Annotated in this window: 10 protein-coding genes and 1 pseudogene; 10 read left to right on the top strand and 1 reads right to left on the bottom strand. The window is 32.7% G+C overall.

The features are described from left to right. Positions 1–492: 492 nt before the first annotated feature. The 4 genes from ACFFU9_RS12800 to ACFFU9_RS12815 are packed head-to-tail and all read left to right on the top strand — an operon-like array spanning position 493 to position 6,790. Positions 493–1,623, top strand: coding sequence for a DegT/DnrJ/EryC1/StrS family aminotransferase (locus tag ACFFU9_RS12800; protein ID WP_379861861.1), 1,131 nt, complete (start codon positions 493–495; stop codon positions 1,621–1,623). Continuing rightward, the gene (locus ACFFU9_RS12805) at positions 1,620–3,578 is read left to right on the top strand and encodes a polysaccharide biosynthesis protein (RefSeq protein ID WP_379861862.1); all 1,959 of its coding nucleotides are present in this window, start codon (positions 1,620–1,622) and stop codon (positions 3,576–3,578) included. Before ACFFU9_RS12800 ends, ACFFU9_RS12805 begins: the two co-directional genes overlap by 4 nt. 44 nt (positions 3,579–3,622) lie before the next feature. Next, the gene (locus ACFFU9_RS12810) at positions 3,623–4,393 is read left to right on the top strand and encodes a polysaccharide biosynthesis/export family protein (protein WP_379861863.1); all 771 of its coding nucleotides are present in this window, start codon (positions 3,623–3,625) and stop codon (positions 4,391–4,393) included. A gap of 9 nt (positions 4,394–4,402) precedes the next feature. Continuing rightward, entirely contained in the window at positions 4,403–6,790 is a 2,388-nt protein-coding gene (locus ACFFU9_RS12815) for a GumC family protein (RefSeq protein ID WP_379861864.1), read from the top strand. Positions 6,791–7,515: 725 nt separating this feature from the next. On the opposite strand, the pseudogene ACFFU9_RS16250 reads toward ACFFU9_RS12815, so the two are convergent. After that, a pseudogene (locus ACFFU9_RS16250) lies at positions 7,516–7,755 on the bottom strand (IS91 family transposase); the annotation flags it as partial. Positions 7,756–8,292: 537 nt separating this feature from the next. On the opposite strand from ACFFU9_RS16250, the gene tssD reads away from it, so the two are divergent. The 6 genes from tssD (at position 8,293) to ACFFU9_RS12845 (ending at position 18,063) form a co-directional block, all read left to right on the top strand. Next, entirely contained in the window at positions 8,293–9,261 is a 969-nt protein-coding gene (tssD, locus tag ACFFU9_RS12820; protein ID WP_379861865.1) for a type VI secretion system tube protein TssD, read from the top strand. Beyond that, a complete protein-coding gene (locus ACFFU9_RS12825) occupies positions 9,239–10,063 on the top strand; it encodes a hypothetical protein (protein ID WP_379861866.1) in 825 nt (274 codons plus the stop codon). Before tssD ends, ACFFU9_RS12825 begins: the two co-directional genes overlap by 23 nt. After that, positions 10,053–10,685, top strand: a complete 633-nt coding sequence (locus ACFFU9_RS12830) for a hypothetical protein (protein ID WP_379861867.1) — start codon at positions 10,053–10,055, stop codon at positions 10,683–10,685. Before ACFFU9_RS12825 ends, ACFFU9_RS12830 begins: the two co-directional genes overlap by 11 nt. Before the next feature lie 566 nt (positions 10,686–11,251). Beyond that, positions 11,252–11,779 carry a sigma-70 family RNA polymerase sigma factor gene (locus ACFFU9_RS12835; RefSeq protein ID WP_379861868.1) on the top strand — a complete coding sequence of 176 codons (528 nt, stop codon included), beginning with the start codon at positions 11,252–11,254 and terminating at the stop codon, positions 11,777–11,779. Between the two features lie 339 nt (positions 11,780–12,118). Then, entirely contained in the window at positions 12,119–17,062 is a 4,944-nt protein-coding gene (locus tag ACFFU9_RS12840; protein WP_379861869.1) for a DEAD/DEAH box helicase, read from the top strand. Between the two features lie 323 nt (positions 17,063–17,385). Further along, on the top strand, positions 17,386–18,063 hold the full coding sequence (locus ACFFU9_RS12845; protein WP_379861870.1) for a hypothetical protein: 678 nt from the start codon (positions 17,386–17,388) through the stop codon (positions 18,061–18,063). Positions 18,064–18,183: the final 120 nt, after the last annotated feature.

Here is an 18,183-nt window from a genome sequence, read left to right on the forward strand (position 1 = left end):
TAAATCTTACTTTTGATGTGCGTAAAAACTTTCATTAGTAGAGGTGATTCTCTTTCTTTGTAACGCTAGGCAGGACGTGCTGTTCCGACAAATAGCATGTTTTTCTGTTAAGAAAAAACAAGAGGGCATTTAACCGAGTTTAATTACTATTATAACGAATTAAATGAATTCTTGTCCCTTGAATTCGAAACTATTACTAAATTTACACCATAAAAAAACGCAGAATTAAATTGATTAATAGCAGAAAAATTGATTTAATATTTTTATAAGCATGCATTATTATAGTAAAAACATGACGCGCCAATCCCTCTTACGACCCATGTATATTGCAAAATGTTATTAGAAATGTTAAAAAAAAGTGTTATTGAAATTTAATTGTGTTTTATGTGAGAGGGAAAGTCACAAAAAACAAGTTATAAAAACAAATAGAGCGTTAAGAGCATTATTCTTAACGACCTCATGCTGAATCGTTATTTTTTAAAAATATATAAAATGTTGACAAAAACTAAAATATGGTTATCTTCTCCTCACATGGGCGGTACAGAACAAACCTTTGTTAACGAAGCTTTTGAAACCAATTGGATTGCCCCTTTAGGGCCTAATGTGAATGGTTTTGAAAAGGATTTAAAACAGTATCTTGGAGATGACAACCATGTGGCTGCTTTAACGTCTGGTACAGCTGCCATTCATATGGCGCTGATGTTATTGAACGTAAAGCAGGGCGACGAAGTGCTTTGCCAAAGTTTTACGTTTTCTGCTTCGGCAAATCCTATAGTATACCAAGGAGCAACCCCTGTTTTTATCGATAGCGAATCGGATACTTGGAATATGTCGCCAGATTTACTCGAAATAGCTATTAAAGATAGAATTGCAAAATATAAAAAGCCCAAAGCGATTATTGCGGTACACCTATATGGTATGCCTTATAAAGCAAAAGAAATTAATGCCATTGCAAAACAGTATGATATTCCTGTAATTGAAGATAGTGCAGAAGCCTTAGGCAGCACTTATTTTGGACAGAAATGTGGTGCTTTGTCCGATCTTGGCATCATTTCTTTTAACGGCAATAAAATTATTACCACTTCTGGAGGTGGCGTTTTAGTTACAAAAAATCTTAAACTAAAAGAAAAAGCTGTTTTTCTGGCCACACAAGCTCGAGATGATGCGCCCCATTATGAGCATTCTTCTGTAGGCTATAACTACAGAATGAGCAATGTTTTAGCAGGTATTGGCCGTGGCCAAATGGAAGTAATCGATGATCGCGTACAGGCGAGAAGACGAAATTTTGATTTTTACAAATCGCATTTAGCACAGCATAAGGAGATTACATTTTTAGAGGAACCAGAAGGGTTTTACTCTAACCGATGGATTACCTGTATAGAAACGCCTTCTTTTGAATACAGAGAGGCAATAAGGTTAGCATTACAAGAAGAAGACATCGAATCTAGGCCTTTATGGAAACCGATGCATTTGCAGCCTGTTTTTAAAGAACACCCATCTTTTACAGATGGCACATCCGAACACTTATTTGACAAAGGACTTTGCCTACCAAGTGGTTCTAATTTAACCGAAGACGACTTGAATAGAGTTCTTGATACCATAACTAACACTCTCAAATCATGATCAAAAATTATTTCATGCATTATTCACAAAAATATGCCTCTAAATGGCTTGTTTTTGGAATAGACTTACTAACCGTATTATCTACATTTTTTATCGCATACATCATACGGTTTAATTTCACCTTAAATTTCGATTTAAACCAATTTCTTGTTCAGTTACCTGTATTATTGGTTGTGGCCATTTTTTGTTTTTTATTGATTGGTTCTTTTAAAAGTGTGATTAGGCATACAGGCTTTACAGATGTTATGAATCTGTTTAAATCCATAAGCTTAATGTCTGCTATATTAGTGCTTTGCGTGCTATTTAATAGAACATCAGGTTCTGTGCCAGGCTTTACCATTCCGCTTTCTATTATAGTTATGCATGCCTTAATTAGTTTTGTAGCATTAAGTGCCAGTAGATTGTTGTTTAAAATATTGTACAGATATGGAAAGAGCCGTTATATGTCCAATAAAAACATTCTTATTTACGGTGCAGGCGATTCTGGTATTGTTACCTATAACGCTTTGGTAAACAATGTAAAAACCACTATTAAAGTGGTTGCTTTTATAGACGATAACTCTAAAAAGAACGGTAAATTTATTAATGGTGTTCCTATCTTATCTAGAGAAAAGATAACCGAATCGTATATCAAATCCCATAACATCGAAGAAGTTATTATCGCAACTCAAAGCGTAGACACCGACTATTTGATAGGTTTACTGGACAGTCTAATGGACTTAAATGTTAAAATAACTAAAGTACCACCTATTGAAAAATGGATTAATGGCGAATTGAGTGCTAGCCAAATTAAACAGTTTCAAATTGAAGACCTTTTAGGTAGGGATCCTATTAAAATAGATAACCCTAACTTATTGGATGAATTTAGTGGAGAAACCGTTATGGTTACTGGTGCTGCGGGTTCTATTGGGAGCGAATTGGTAAAACAATTGTCTTATTTTGATGTAAAGCAATTGATTTTAGTAGATCAAGCCGAGTCTGCATTATATGATGTACAACAAGAATTGACACGTAATGGTAAAACAGAATTTACAGCTATTGTAGCCGATATTCGTGATGGCTTGCGAATAGATAATATTTTTCAAGAATTTAAGCCTACTATGGTTTTTCATGCAGCAGCTTACAAACATGTGCCGTTAATGGAAAAATCACCTTATGAAGCTATAAAGATAAACGTTAATGGAACCAAACTTTTAGCAGATACAGCATCGCGCTATAATGTTAAAAAGTTTGTTTTTGTTTCCACAGATAAAGCGGTAAACCCTACAAGCGTTATGGGGGCTACTAAAAGAATATCTGAAATGTACATCAGTTGCTTACAAAAGGAAAGCAAGACAAAATTTATAACCACTAGATTTGGAAATGTTTTAGGCTCAAATGGTTCCGTAATCCCTTTATTTAAAAAACAAATTGAAAGTGGAGGGCCCTTAACCCTTACCCATAAAGATATTACCAGATACTTTATGACGATTCCGGAAGCGGCACAGTTAGTGCTTGAAGCAGGAACAATGGGCAAAGGTGGGGAGATATTTATTTTCGATATGGGCGAGTCTGTTAAGATATATGATCTTGCTGTTAACATGATTAAATTATCTGGACTTCGATTCCCAGAAGATATTGATATCCATATTACAGGCCTGAGACCTGGAGAAAAACTTTACGAAGAGTTGCTTGCAAACGGCGAGAACACCTTGTCTACTTATAATAAAAAGATTTTAATAAGCAAGACGAGAGCGTTAGATTATGAGCAAGTAAAATCTGAAATAGAAGCTTTATGCATAACCAATCGTTTCCAAAACAATAATATTGTTATGAAAATGAAAAGCTTAATACCAGAATATAAATCTAACAATTCTGATTACGAAAGGTTTGATAAGAAAGTGGAAACCTATAAAAAAGCTAAAGGCTTAGCTTCTAAAGACAGCACAGACAAAACCTATATCAATTTAAAATAACATTCAGTATTTTTTACTATATTACCCAAATCCTAATTGTGAAAATGACATTAACAAACATCCTAAATATCCGTTTAGTTTATCTTCTTTGCGCCCTAATGGTGGCCACTTCCTGTAAATCTAAAAAAGATATTGTATATTTTCAAAACGTTAAAGATTTTGAAACCATTGTTGATACCGAAACGTTTGAACCTCGGTTTAAAATAAACGATATTGTTAGTATTTACGTTTCTACGTTTAACCTTGAGGCTACACGACCTTTCAATTTAGTTAAAAACACAGGGTCTACAGGTCAAGAAATCGATTATTTAGTAGATATGGATGGCAATATCGACTACCCCGTACTTGGAAAAATAAAGTTATTGGGACTAACGGTTGAGGAAGCCAAAGAGCTGCTTAAAGAAAAGTTGTCTAAGGATTATTTAAAGGATCCCGTTATCAATATTCGGATTTTAAATTTCCGGGTTACCGTGGCCGGTGAAGTACGAACGCCAGGAGTTTATGTGGTTTCCGGAGAACGGATTACTATTTTAGAAGCCTTAGGTTTGGCAGGCGATTTAACTATTAAGGGCAGAAGAGACAATGTGTTGGTTGTAAGAGACTTTGCTGGAACTAAAACTTATACTAGAGTAGATTTAACGAGTAAAGAATTATTCAATTCTCCGGTTTATTATCTCACCCAAAATGACTATATATACGTTGAGCCCAATAACTCTGCCATCAGTGGAGCATCTGGAGATTTAAGAATAGGCACGATTATCAGTATCACCTCTTTTATTTTAACAACCACACTTATATTTGTGACTAGAAAATAAAGTTTTAATATGTTAAACCAAAATACTCCTGAATCAACATCTGTAAATACTACAGAAGGCTTTAATTTAAAACAAACCATTTCCATTTATGCAAAACAATGGAAATGGTTTGTTTTAAGCTGTTTGATATGTCTTACCTATGCTTATTTTAATATTCGATATACCACGCCGCAATATGTAGCCTCTGCAAAGATTATGCTATTAGATGAGAATGACGGGAACTCTCCTAATGCGGCCTTTAAAGATTTATCGTTATTTGCTAAAAGTGAAGACGCTAGAATTGAAGATGAAATCCATGTGGTTAAATCCAGGGAGTTTTTAAAGAGTCTTGTAAAAAAACTAGGTATAAACTTAACTTTTTATACCCAAGGGCGGGTTTATGAATCTGAGTTATATAAAAAAACACCAATTCATGTTAATTTCTTAGCTTCAGATTCTATTATAGATAAAACCCACTTTAATTTTTATGTAGATGTGATTTCTGATTCGAAATTTAAGTATAAAATAAGTGAAGACGGCGAGTCTAAATTGGTATCTTTTGGTGAAATTATACCTACTTCTTTTGGGGAGATGATTATTACGCCAAAAGGGGATTATGTAACAAGTTATATAGGCAAAAGCATTCGGGTTAATTTAAGACCTGTTGCCGCTATAGCCGAATCTTTAAAGAATAGAGTTAACATCATGCCTACACGTGAGTCTTCAAAAGTCTTGGACGTTAGTTTGCAAGATGCTATTGTGGATAAAGCGAAAGACATTATCAATACTTTAATTGTAGAATACAATAAAGCCACTGTTGACCAAAAAAATATAAAAACTAGAAATACAGCAAATTTCATTAATGAAAGAGTAGAGCTAATCGCCTCCGATTTGGTGAATGTAGATGACAGTATTGTTCGTTTTAAAACCGGCAACAAGATTACAGACGTAAGTTCGGATGCCGGACAGTTTTTAACAGCCAGTGCAGAAACTGAAAGTCAGCTTAATGTGAGCAAAACACAGATGCACATTTTAGATTATATGAACGAATCGCTTGGTGTAGATTCAGGCTCTTATGAACCCATCAACTTAAATGTGGGCGACCCGTCTTTAGATGCTTTGTCTATGAAGTATAATGAGATTTTAACACAGAGACAAAGCTTACTTAAAAGTGCTGGAGAAAAAAATGCCACGGTACAAGAATTAAACCAGTCTTTAAATAACATTCGCCATAATTTAAAAAGCAATATTGAAAACTCCATACAGTCTCTTGATATTAGAATAAACAGCTTAGAAAATCAATCAAGCCGTATTAATTCTAGAATTTATTCTGTTCCAGGTCAAGAACGAAAATTAAGGTCTATTGAGCGAAAGCAAGGCGTAAAAGAATCCATTTATCTCTTTCTTTTACAAAAAAGAGAAGAAGTAACGATCTCTCTTGCGGCAACCTCTCCAAACTCCAAAATAATCGATGAGGCATATTCTACAAATTCACCAGTATCCCCTAATGGTCGGATTATATATATTGCATCGTTATTTATTGGGCTCCTTGTTCCATTTGGTTTTATATATGTTAAAGACCTTCTAGATAATAAGATTCATAATAAAGAAGACTTAGAAAAAACCATACAAATGGGAATTCCTGTTTTAGGGGAAATACCAAGGTTAAAAGGGAAAAAAGAAAGCGTTACAGTTCAGAAAAACGATAGATCGTTACTATCAGAGTCTTTCCGAATTATTAGAACCAATTTCGATTATGTGAGTAAAGGCAGAAATGTTAAAGATTATAATAATGTAATTTTTGTAACGTCTACCATTAACGGTGAAGGAAAATCTTTTTTCAGCATTAATATGGCCTTAACATTGGCCAATACCAATAAGAGTGTTTTGTTAATTGGTGCAGATATTAGAAATCCTAAAACTCATCTAGATTTAAAAGCTAAAGCGGATAAGAAACGTTCGGAAATTGGTTTAACAGAGTATTTAGTTGATAAAACCGTTTTAGTAGGTGAAGGCATCAATACTTACGATATAAATGGCAATGAAATTGATGTGATGCTGTCTGGAAAAGTTCCACCTAACCCTGCAGAGCTTTTAATGAACGAAAGAATGAAACCCCTTTTTGATACGGTTTCTGAGCAGTATGATTATGTTATTGTAGACACAGCGCCATCGATGTTAGTAACAGACACTTTGTTGTTTAGCAAATATGCTGGCCACACTATTTATGTAACCCGAGCGGGTTATACTGAGAAACGTCTGTTAAATTTTGCTAAAGAATTACAAACCAATGGTAAGTTAAACGGTATGGCCTTTGTGGTTAACGATGTCGATCAATCCAATTTTGGTTATGGTGCCAGATACGGCTATTACGGTTCTACAGATAAGAAATCTTGGTTTAAAAAGAAGAAAGCTTAGTAACCTAGCATTATGAACCTGTTTTAAATTGAAACATTGAGGAGGTTTAAAAAACGATTTTCGTAAAACTAAAAAAAGAAAGGAGACTGTAAAATTTACAGTCTCTTTTCTTTTTAATAACATCAATTAAAGTCCTCGACTTTTATACAAGGACTTTAAATCTTGAAAAGAGGTAAAATTCTAAGCCATTATTATAATTAAAAAGCCCTTTAAAGCCATCTTTTTTAAATATGGATTCTTATAACGAATAGACTGTAAAAGAAATTTCTTGTAAATTATACAAGTAAAACAGGGTGAATTAAATACATAAATGGGGGGAGGTACTCAATTTAATTATGTCATTAGGTATTCCTCCAGAATCAGCTGGAATGTTATGGGAAATGATTAAAAGCTCATTTAGTGAACTAAAACTGAAAGGTTGAAAATAATTTAAACATTAAGAAAAATAACTGTTGCCAATAACTAAGTATTCAACTCGCCGATAGGCTAGAGCTGAATATGGTGTTGATGCATCCGGTTGATTTGCCACGCTATGGATAAAACAATGCGTTGAGGGAAGGCTAATGGTCGTACTGTTTTTTGCTTGTTGATTACGTATCTTATTTACTCCATTTTCGATTTTATTTTGGCTTTTAGGTGTTTCTTTTTCTAAAAGTGTTGGTTTTTAGTGTTTAATTTTAAGCTTTAGGCATAGCAGGGCCTGTCCGCATGTGCAGAATATTTTTTTAGTTGCCCCTATTCAATTTTCTATCTTTCAGTAAAACGCACCAGTTTTCTGGAGGCCCACGGTCATTGAACAGCAAAATGGTATGCAGCTTCCCTTTTTTACAGACAGGACAGCGGCGGTGCAAAAGGGGTTCTTTTGTTACGGCAACCTCTATTTTTACCGTAGCCAGTTCGGCCTGGAGTTTTGGTAATTTCTCCTTTTTCCAACTGCTGCTCAAGATACCATAATGCCGTATCCGTCACTTTTTACCAAACACTTTATTGTAAACTTTTTGAGGAATCTTTAACTCACTTTTCCTAAGCGCTGCTCCAATCTGTTCTGGAGCGTACCGAAGCCCGCTACTTCCTCAAAAGCGCGCTCAGCAATGGTCTTACTTTTTTTTAAACATGATTATAGATTTAAAATCTAGCTACAAATTAATAAATTTCTTACATTTACAAAAAGAAAAGACGTACTGAAGTTTTTAGGAGGGCTTCCGACCAGTAGGGAGGATTCGTTTAACAATATACAAAAAATAGGACAAATAAGTGCTAAACCCAATGGTCAGACTTATTTGCGAGGTCGCCAAATCTTTTGATTTGGCTTTTGAACAAAAATATAAAAACAAAATGCAAAAGATTTGGCTTGTTGATAATCCGAAAATTAATCGCTTATTTTCAGCCCTACCTCTTTTATACTAAACGTTGGCAACAAGGCAGACGAAAGCTAGTGCGTATAACAAACATAAAGGCAATAATGAAGATATTTGTATATTTATTGAATAACAAAAAATATAATGACAGAAGCAAAACTATTCATATTAGGACAAGAAATTGAACTGATTTGGAGCGATATGAATTACTACAGAGACATTCAAATGAATGGAAAACCCGCGACCGGAATTATGGGAGGTTTAATTACTGTATGCTTAGCTACAAATCATTATACCGACCTTATTTTGCGTTGGATGACCAAAGAAAGTGAATATGATACTTGGAATGAAGCCGAAAAAACGGAAAAAGGAAAAGTTTGTTTCTATGAAAACGGTTTTGACTATCCACCAACAAAAACCTATGAGTTTAACGATTCTCACTTAATTTATTTCAAAGAAACCTTCAATGCAGAAGGAAAACAACCTATGCAAACCATTTTAACAATTTCGCCTGCAATTCAGAACTATGGAGCAGATTTTGTAAAGCTTTGGAATGAAAACTGGATTCCACCTAGTGAAAGAATGCCATATCAACCTATGGAACAAGAACAAGGGGTTGATTTAAAATTTATTGCAAAGTTTGAAAGAATTGATAGTACTTATAGAGGAGGATTTGGTTTTGACTGGATGCGTGATAGCTATACTAGTATTTGTCAAGATTATGAAAACCTAAAACAAGTATATACACCCACATCAATACATGGAGAAGAATATTTTGTACCTTGGTTAAGTATGTTTCCAAATCAAGCAGGAGTTATGTTAAAACTTACTATTAAAGAAAAGGAAGGCACAGTAAAAGATAGTGACATCATAAAACTACCTTCAAAAAACGGGATAAAGTTTGTTCCTAATGAAATAAAAGTGTCAGAAGCAAATGGCAAAGAGATAACCATATTTTGCGAATCTGCATTGAGTAATGATACTGCAATAAATTTAATTGATAAAGATGATAAGATAGTAGGTAAATTAAACCTTTTGAAGAATGATGAAAATTTAACTTTAAAAGTAAAACTTGTTAAAGTGAAAGGAAATGAAGTTGATAACAAGATATAATGAACAAACATTTAGCAGCATGTCTGACGGTTGGATCTCAAAATTATTTAATGATTTAAATAATAAATATCTTAGCCAAGCTCTAATAAAAGTCGAAGAAGATTCTACAGATGAAATGATTATAGATGTAGATAAATATATTGAAGAAGGGGCTTTGGATGCATTTGTTATTGATGGAAAAAGAGGTATTCCAAGATATAATAAAGGTTTTGATAAAAAATTGTATGAAGATTTTGTTAGTAAGAATGGAAAGTATAATGGGGTTATATTTTTTCTAAGTTCAATGCATCAAAAGGGACAGGAATTAGGACATGCATTTCCATATCCAAGAGAAACCAATTATATTTTAATGACCCCAGTAGCAGTTGGTGGTTCAGGTCTTGGGTATGGTCACGAATTAGGGCATACTTTAGGATTACATCACCCTTGGGAAACATCTGCTATATACGAAACTCGACTATCAAAAATACAAGAAAGAATTGAATACTTGAAAAAACACCTTGATAGTACTAAGCAATATTCGGATGATACAAAAATTAAAGATTCTAATAAGACTATCGGAGATGTTAGAGACAGAATAAATAATGAATTATTAGACTTAGATAAAGAAAGTAATGACAGAAAAGAGTTAATTCCACCACATACTTTTAATAAGGCAACCACTGAAAATATTATGGATTATAATGGCTATGAAACTCCTGAAGGAGAAACAAAATATAACCCTCATTCTGATGGAATTACTTTTTGGGAATGGCAATGGCGTATGATTATTAAAGAAGTTAAAAAATATCATGGCAAATAGATTATTAATATTTACAACCTTTCTTCTTTTTCAAATTTCTTATTCTCAAGAGATTAATATCTATGATGAAAACTATAAATTTCTATCAAAAATTGAGTATGAGAAAGTTTTAAACATTAGTGATGGAAAATTACTTGACGGCAATTATTATGTGGTTGATAGTAAAAAAAACATTTCGATTAAACGATTTATAAAAGGAATTAAAACAGGAGAATGGCTTAGTTTTCATTCCCTCTTTAATGGTTTAAAATTAGTCTCTACAGTTAATTACTCTAATGGTAAACTACAAGGGTATTTTTACAGAACAGACAATCATACTTATAACGAGGAAGGCTATTATAAAGATGGAGAAAAACATGGTGTATGGACTAAGAAAACCTATTCTGATATGAATATAGTTGAAATAATTACATATAAAAAGGGGAAAAAAGATGGTAAGTATAGTTTGGAAGAAATTATTGAAGGTAAAACTAAAACTATAAAAGGAAAATATAAACATAATAAAAAATGTGGGCTTTGGGTAATCAAAGATGAATACCTTACAATAATTAAAGAAGATGGTTCAGAAGAACCATCTATAAAAAAAGAATATTATAGAAATGGAATACTTATTAAAAAATAATAGCCCAGTTGCCAATAACTAAGTATTCAACTCGCCGATAGGCTAGAGGTGAATATGGTGTTAACGCATCTGACTAATTTGCCACGCTATGGATAAAACAATGCGTTGAGGGAAGGCTAATTGGAGCTAGCCCTGTTTTTGTGTGTTAAATAGATGTTGAACTTACTTCATTTCAAATCTCGTCTTTATTTTCAGACTCTTTTATCTTGAATATAATAAACACTTAGATTCCTATCGATTTATGTGGGATAATATGGTTAAAAAGAATAAGTTTGATAGGGATATGGCATAGACGCAACTTGTTACGTCTATATAAATATTGGCAGTGATATAAAAAAAGCTAAAATAATGTATCTTTTTTATGGTTTATCAGTCTACTTAATGAACCATAAAATTTTAAAGTTATGAATACATGTAAATGCACAGATTGCGATTGTACAAAATGCAATTGCGGGAATTGCTTAGAAAATAATTGTACTTGTTCTAAATGTGATTGTGATAAATGCGATTGTTGCTAAATATAATAAAGGTTAGTTTAAAAACTAACCTTTTACTTGTTTTTGACTATGGAAACACAAAAAATATGGGATAATTTCAATGATGAACTCTATTTCTTCATTTTAAGAAAAGTAAAAGACAAAGACGTTACTAATGATGTTTTTCAAAATACTTTCTTGAAAATTCACAATAATTTATCCAACCTCAAAAAAGAAGAAAAAGCGAGAGCTTGGGTTTTTCAAATTGCTCGTAACGAGATTTTCAACTACTTTAATAAGGAATCTGCTTATGTAGAGAAATTGGATACAAATAAAGAAATTTCTTCTGAAAAGTATGAACATATATGTTGCTTTGATAAATTCATAAATGATTTGCCAGAAATTTATAAACAAGTAATTGAACTGATTTATATAAAAGGACAAAAACAAAAAGATGTTGCAAAGGAATTAGAAATAAGCCTTGAAAACGTTAAAGTGAGAATTATAAGGGCGAAAAGTATTTTAAAGAAAAAATTTAACGAATGTTGTAAATATGAACTTGATAAAAATGGAAAGTTAATTGGAGAATCGAATTGTTCGATATGTAGAACTGAATAAAAGCCAAATGCCAATAACAAAGCATTCTGCTCGGCTAATCTACATTTTACCCATAGCTTATATTAAATAGGTTTCATAAAACCCTCCGTTTGTTCTGAATAGAATAAGCAATTAGATTCCTATCGATTTATTTAGGATAATATGGTTTAAAAGAATAAGTTTGATATATAAAATATAGATGCAATTGAGGTATAGGCGCAACTGGTTGCGTCTATACAAGTGTTGTATGCCATGCGAAAAAAGAGCCAACGCACAAATAGCACTTTTGGTTTTTGCCAACACACAGGCAAACGCTGAAAAACCAAAAGAGCTATTTTTAGCCAACGCTTGACTTAATGAATGACTAAAGAAAATCAAATATTAATTGAATTGCTAGATGGTGTATCTAAGTGGTCTGACTTAAAAAAAAAGTTAGAACAATTTAACACCACCCAAACTGAAACGACATCCAAAAAGACTTTAGCAGGAAAAATATTTGAATACTTCTGTAAATACTATTTCCAAACCGACCCAGAAAAAATTGATTTATACACAGATGTTTGGCTTTATGAAGAAATACCTCTAAGCATTAGAAAGGAATTAAACTTGCCCTCTATTGACCATGGAATTGACATTCTTCTAAAAGATATTGACTCAGGGTATCATGCTGTCCAATGCAAATTTAAAAATGATGAACTCAAAAGTCTAAGTTGGTCGGGAGACAAAATTGCCAATGTTTTTGCATTGGGAACAAATTGCCAAAAAATTATAGTCTTTTCAAATGTTGCTGATGTAACGAAAGTTGCAAAAGCATTTGGAGATAAATATGAGCAAATTCTTAATGACACTCTTTTAGAATTAGATGAAAATGCTTTTATCCGCATTCTATCAATAGCAAAAGGAAATCAACTTCCAAGTATTGAGAAATTTAAACCTCGTGACCATCAGAAAATTGCAATTGAAAAAGTTGTAACACACTTTAAAAATGAAAGCAGAGGACAATTAATCCTGCCTTGTGGTGCTGGTAAAACTCTAACTGCTTTATGGATAAAAGAAGGGTTGAAACCTAAAACAACACTCGTTTTAGTTCCCTCTTTAGCCTTACTAAGACAAATAAAAACTGATTGGGCTAGACAAAAAAGCACTTCTTTTCGCCCCTTATATGTTTGCTCTGAAAAGGACATTAATAAGGGTGATGATAGTGCAGTTACGCAATCATATGAGATTCAAGGTCCAGTTACAACAGATTACAAAAAGGTTCGGGCATTTCTGGAAAAAGAGGGCGATAAAATAATCTTCTCTACATATCAATCTATAGAAGTTGTATCAATAGCAAGTTTACAAATTCCAAATTTTGAATTCGGTTTGATTATATGTGATGAAGCTCACAGAACTGCGGGAAGCACAAAGAAAAACACGTTTACAATTGTACACGACAATGACAAACTACGAGCTTCAAGAAGGCTTTATATGACTGCAACTCCGAAAGTTGCTTCAACAAGTTTAAAAACTAAACTTGGAGACGAGTACGAATTACTATGTGATATGAGTAATCCTACTGTTTTTGGAGAAGAAGCTTACAGAATGAGTTTTGGGGAAGCAATTGACAAAGGTATTTTAGTAGACTATAAGATAATAGGAATCGGAGTAACTGATAAGGAAGTTAAAAAGTACATTGAGGAACGTGAATTTATAGGTCAGATAACAGCAGAGGACTTGGCGCACAATTTTGCTTTAGAATTGGTAATGACTAAATACAAAGCCTTTCATGGCTTAACCTTTCATTCAAAAGTTATATTAGCAAAAGAATTCGCAAATCGACATTCCAAATTCTTTGACAATATTTATTCAGAAAGCGTAAATGGAAAACAATCAACAACCTTTAGAAAAAAGGTGTTAGATGAATTTAAGAATAGTGCAAAAGGAATTGTTTCAAATGCACGCTGTTTGACAGAAGGCGTTGACGTGCCAACAATCGATTTAATTTATTTCTGTGACCCAAAGACTTCTAAAATTGATATCGTACAAGCCTCAGGTAGAGCGTTGAGAAAAGACCCAAAAGGAGGCAAAAAAAGTGGTTACATTATTATTCCCATATTTCATCATATTGAAGAAAATCTTGAAGATGAAATTAAAAAGAAACCAATTTTCAATTATCTAATTCAAGTCGTGAGAGCCATGTGCGACCAAGATGAAAGGTTGGAAGCAGAGATTAATGACATAGCATCTAAAAAAGGGAAACGGTCTAATTCTAAACTACTTATTGATTTCAAAGACAATGAAATAGAAAAGATTATTAAACTAGAAGGGTTAGAAAAAAAACTACAAAACGTTCTATTTGATGAGATAATTGAAAAAACAAAAGATTTTTGGCAAGTAATGTTCATGCAGCTAGTTGATTTTCAAAAGAAATTTCAACACTTAGAAGTTTCTCGAAAGGAGAATCCTCAATTATGTAACTGGATTTACGAGCAACGAAGAAAAAACAGAGCAAAAAAACTAAATCTGCTAAAACGGAATAAACTTGATTCAATTGGTTTTGATTGGAAAAGTGAAGAATTTAGAGAGGATACTGACTATGATGACATTTGGTGGGATAGTTACGTTAAACTGGAAGCATACTACAAGGAGAATGGGAACTCTGACATACCAGCAAGATATAAAAAGGACAAGCCTCTAGGAACATGGGTGGTTGCTCAAAGGGCAAAAAGAAGAAAAAATGAATTGAACCAAGACCGCATTGACCTGCTTGATGAATTGGATTTTAGTTGGGATGCTAAAGTGAAGATTTTCGACCAATTCTGTCAAAAGCTAATCGAATACAAACAGAAATATGGTGATACCAATGTTCCTACCATCTCAAAGGATTTTCCTAAGCTAGGAAAATGGACTAATAAATATCGGTCAATCATAAATAATGGGGAACTGCAACCAAATGGCTCAATTAAATACAGTGGTTCTTACCTTAGTAAAAAAGAAATAGAGAAACTAAAGTCGATTGGATTTAAAAACTCAGTTAGAAAAACAAGATGGGAAGACTACTATGACGATTTAAAAGAGTTTTTCGACAAAAACGGTCATTCAAAGCCAGTCCAATCAGAAGAACCACAATTGTATTATTGGGTTTATAGAAACAGAAAAAATCAAAAAGACCTAACAACCAAACAAATCAGCCTCTTAAAAGACTTGGATTTTGATTTTTCTTTCGACTCAAAGTACAGTCGTTCTGGAAGTACACAAAACTGGATGGAACGTTTAACACAGTTACAATTGTTCAAAGATGAAAATGAAAATTTTGACCTAACACCTGAAAACGAAATCTTTGAAGGTCTTTATGACTGGTTAGTTTATCAAAGACGATTATTTAATAATGAAACACTAGACTCAGAAAAAGTAAAAAAACTTAAATCAATTGGATTAGACTTCAACACAGATTTTCTACCATACACAGAACAAGAATGGGAGAAGAAATTTGAAGCAGTAAAAGAACTTTATAATAACACAGGTTCATTCTTTATTTCCTCAACCGATATAGATAATCGTCCTCTGCTTTCATGGCTACGATACCAGAAAAAGTTAGAAAAAGAGGGCAATTTAGATGAAGAAAAAAGAAAAAAGCTACTTGAATTAGGATATTCTTTTACCCATACGTACAGAGGTAAAGGAAATAACTCCAAACCAAGAAATGAGGAACAATGGTTAAAGAAACTTGCCGATTTAAAGGAATACTCTGAGAAGAACGGTACATTTCTAATTCCTAAATCAAATGAAAATTACTCACATCTAATTCCATGGATTCAATATCAAAAGAAACTATGGCGAGAAGATAATTTATCCTCAGATAGAGAAGCTAAACTATTGGGTATTGGTTTTCCATTTGAAGAAAGTTACAGAGGTAAAACACTTAATTCATTAGGTCGGTCTTCCGAAGAAAAACAATCTGTTGATGAAGTCTGGCTAGATAATCTCAATGTATTAAAAAGCTATTATGACGAATTTAAAACATGGCTCATTCCTACCGATTCGGAGGAATATAAGTCACTTAAAGCTTGGTTACAATATCAAAGACAACTATTTAGAAATGGCAAACTAAATGAAGACAAAGTATCCAAACTAACTGAAATAGGATATTCCTTCGATTTAGATTTTAGAGGTCGAAAACCACAAAACAACTTAATTGATTGGGAAGAAAAATTAGAAGAATTAAGTTTCTATTTTTCCAAATATAATACCTTTCTCATTCCTAAAAGCCTACCTCAATATCAAGACCTTAAAAAATGGCTGATTGAGCAAAAGAGACTATATAAGAATAACCGATTAACTGATGAGAAGTTAGAGAAATTAAACAAAATTGGTTACTCATTTGATGTTAACTATCAAGGTAAAAAGTTTGAATTCGAAGTAAACCCTAGTTCTCGTCCAACCAAGACCAAAACAAAAAGCACATCATTTGATAGTTGGGAACAAACCTACTTACTTCTTTTGAATTTTAAGATCTATGAAGGACACTGTAATGTTCCTAGAAGCTTTGAAAATAAAACTCTTGCAAACTTCGTAACGAGAAACAGATTTCTATACAAAAAAGGTGAATTAGAGACTGAAAAAATTGAAAAGTTAAAATTACTGCAATTCGAATTTACTGCACCAAAGTCAAATGCTTGGAAAAATAAATTTGAAGAGTTAGAGACCTTTTTCAAAAAAAATGGACATAGCAATTACCAGAAAAGTGATGGTAATCCGAGTATTTATCACTGGATTCTAGGTCAAAGGGTTGCCAAACGTAAAAACAAACTAGCCTCTGATAAAATTGCTAAACTAAATTCAATAAAATTCATTTGGGAGCCTAACAGTAAAGGGGCATCACCACGAGATGATGATTGGTTTGATAAGTTGATTGAATTAAAAAAGTACAAAGAAGAATTCGGACATACAAATGTTTCCCAAATTGACCCGAAGTACAAAAAATTAGGTCGTTGGCTAAATGATCAACGAGTTTATAAAAAAGGGAGAAAAAATACGAAAGGAGAAATTACTTATTTGAGTGAGGAAAGAGAAGCTTTTTTAGAGGAATTAGGTGTGATTTGGGACATGAAAGAACATGAGTGGGACACTAAGCTCAATCTACTTAAAGAGTTCTATGAAAAATACGGACACTTTAATGTGAAACAATCTGACAAAGAGTTTGACGGTTTATATTACTGGATTTATAATATCCGTAAAAAGGGAACTTCGAAAGTAAATATTGCTAAGCTTTCAACAATTAGCTTTCCTATTGATGAATTAAAAGAAATTGAAAATGAATAAAAGTATCAACGCTACAAAGCCATACACATTGCCAAGTCGCTCTAAAGCCAACAGCCCGAGCCCAAACTTGTCAATAAGTATGTCTTTTGCCTCCGCTCCTAAAAAGAAAGCACAGGCACACACAATGGCTAAAAAAACATAGGGGTTTTGGTGGTAAATTGGAAGTTTTAAGCTTCGATTATAGACCGCCAAACCAAAATTTTGATAATGTAAAAAGAAAGATAATTATAAAAATATTTGGCTTGGCTAAGTGCTAAAATGAAAGGGTAGAATTTCAAACTCCCCTACGTTTCTTAGCCGGGTCGTTGGGTGTAATACGAAAAATGAATAGAGAATTATATATACAAATAATTAGAAATGAATGCGACTTTCTTGAAAAAGAAGGTTACCTATTTAGTAAAATAGAAAATAATATCTTTTACAAAAAAGAATCCAATTATGGAGAGATCAGAATCAGATTTAACTGGATAGAATATGGAGATAAATTTATTACACAAGGATTAACAGTTGAAAAAAGATTTAATGAAGTTGAAGAGGTGATTCTTAAAATTGTAGAAGGGGAATTAGGCAATTATTATACTATCTATAAAAACCCTTGCTTTGAAGATATACAATCAGATTTAAACTATACTGAACTTGAAAATAATATAAGGTTTGAAACTTATAATATTAGAGATATTAAACTTTTTGCAAAGACAGTTAAAGCTTTTTATTCAAATACAGTATTAAAATATTTAAAGAGATATGAAAGTTTAAACGCCTTAGACAAAGAACTAAAATCACTATTAGACTCAAAGACAATTCAAAGTATATTTACTTCATTAGAGAACACAACAATCCTAAGATTCTGTATTGTAGCATTTATTTGCAACAACAAGGATATACTTACGTTTTTTGACAATATTTATTTACCTTATTTGAAGGATAACTCAAGTAATGAACTGAATAAAACTGAACTGAATGGATTACTGTACATTCAAAGTGTTTTCAGAGATAAGTAGTTGATAAAATACTACACACAATAACTAAGAATTCGTTTTGCCGATAGGCCAAAAATGAATTCTGTGTTGACGAATCCGGTTGATTTGCCGTACTATGGGTAAAACGATGTATTTAGGGAA

Origin of the sequence: Mariniflexile ostreae, assembly GCF_042427585.1 — a bacterium.
In the GTDB taxonomy this organism is placed as follows: domain Bacteria; phylum Bacteroidota; class Bacteroidia; order Flavobacteriales; family Flavobacteriaceae; genus Pseudalgibacter; species Pseudalgibacter ostreae.

Coding starts and splice junctions, on each gene's coding strand:
- ACFFU9_RS12800 (WP_379861861.1), top strand. CDS start 493: ATGTTGACAAAAACTAAAATATGGTTATCTTCTCCTCACATGGGCGGT.
- ACFFU9_RS12805 (WP_379861862.1), top strand. CDS start 1,620: ATGATCAAAAATTATTTCATGCATTATTCACAAAAATATGCCTCTAAA.
- ACFFU9_RS12810 (WP_379861863.1), top strand. CDS start 3,623: ATGACATTAACAAACATCCTAAATATCCGTTTAGTTTATCTTCTTTGC.
- ACFFU9_RS12815 (WP_379861864.1), top strand. CDS start 4,403: ATGTTAAACCAAAATACTCCTGAATCAACATCTGTAAATACTACAGAA.
- tssD (WP_379861865.1), top strand. CDS start 8,293: ATGACAGAAGCAAAACTATTCATATTAGGACAAGAAATTGAACTGATT.
- ACFFU9_RS12825 (WP_379861866.1), top strand. CDS start 9,239: ATGAAGTTGATAACAAGATATAATGAACAAACATTTAGCAGCATGTCT.
- ACFFU9_RS12830 (WP_379861867.1), top strand. CDS start 10,053: ATGGCAAATAGATTATTAATATTTACAACCTTTCTTCTTTTTCAAATT.
- ACFFU9_RS12835 (WP_379861868.1), top strand. CDS start 11,252: ATGGAAACACAAAAAATATGGGATAATTTCAATGATGAACTCTATTTC.
- ACFFU9_RS12840 (WP_379861869.1), top strand. CDS start 12,119: ATGACTAAAGAAAATCAAATATTAATTGAATTGCTAGATGGTGTATCT.
- ACFFU9_RS12845 (WP_379861870.1), top strand. CDS start 17,386: ATGAATAGAGAATTATATATACAAATAATTAGAAATGAATGCGACTTT.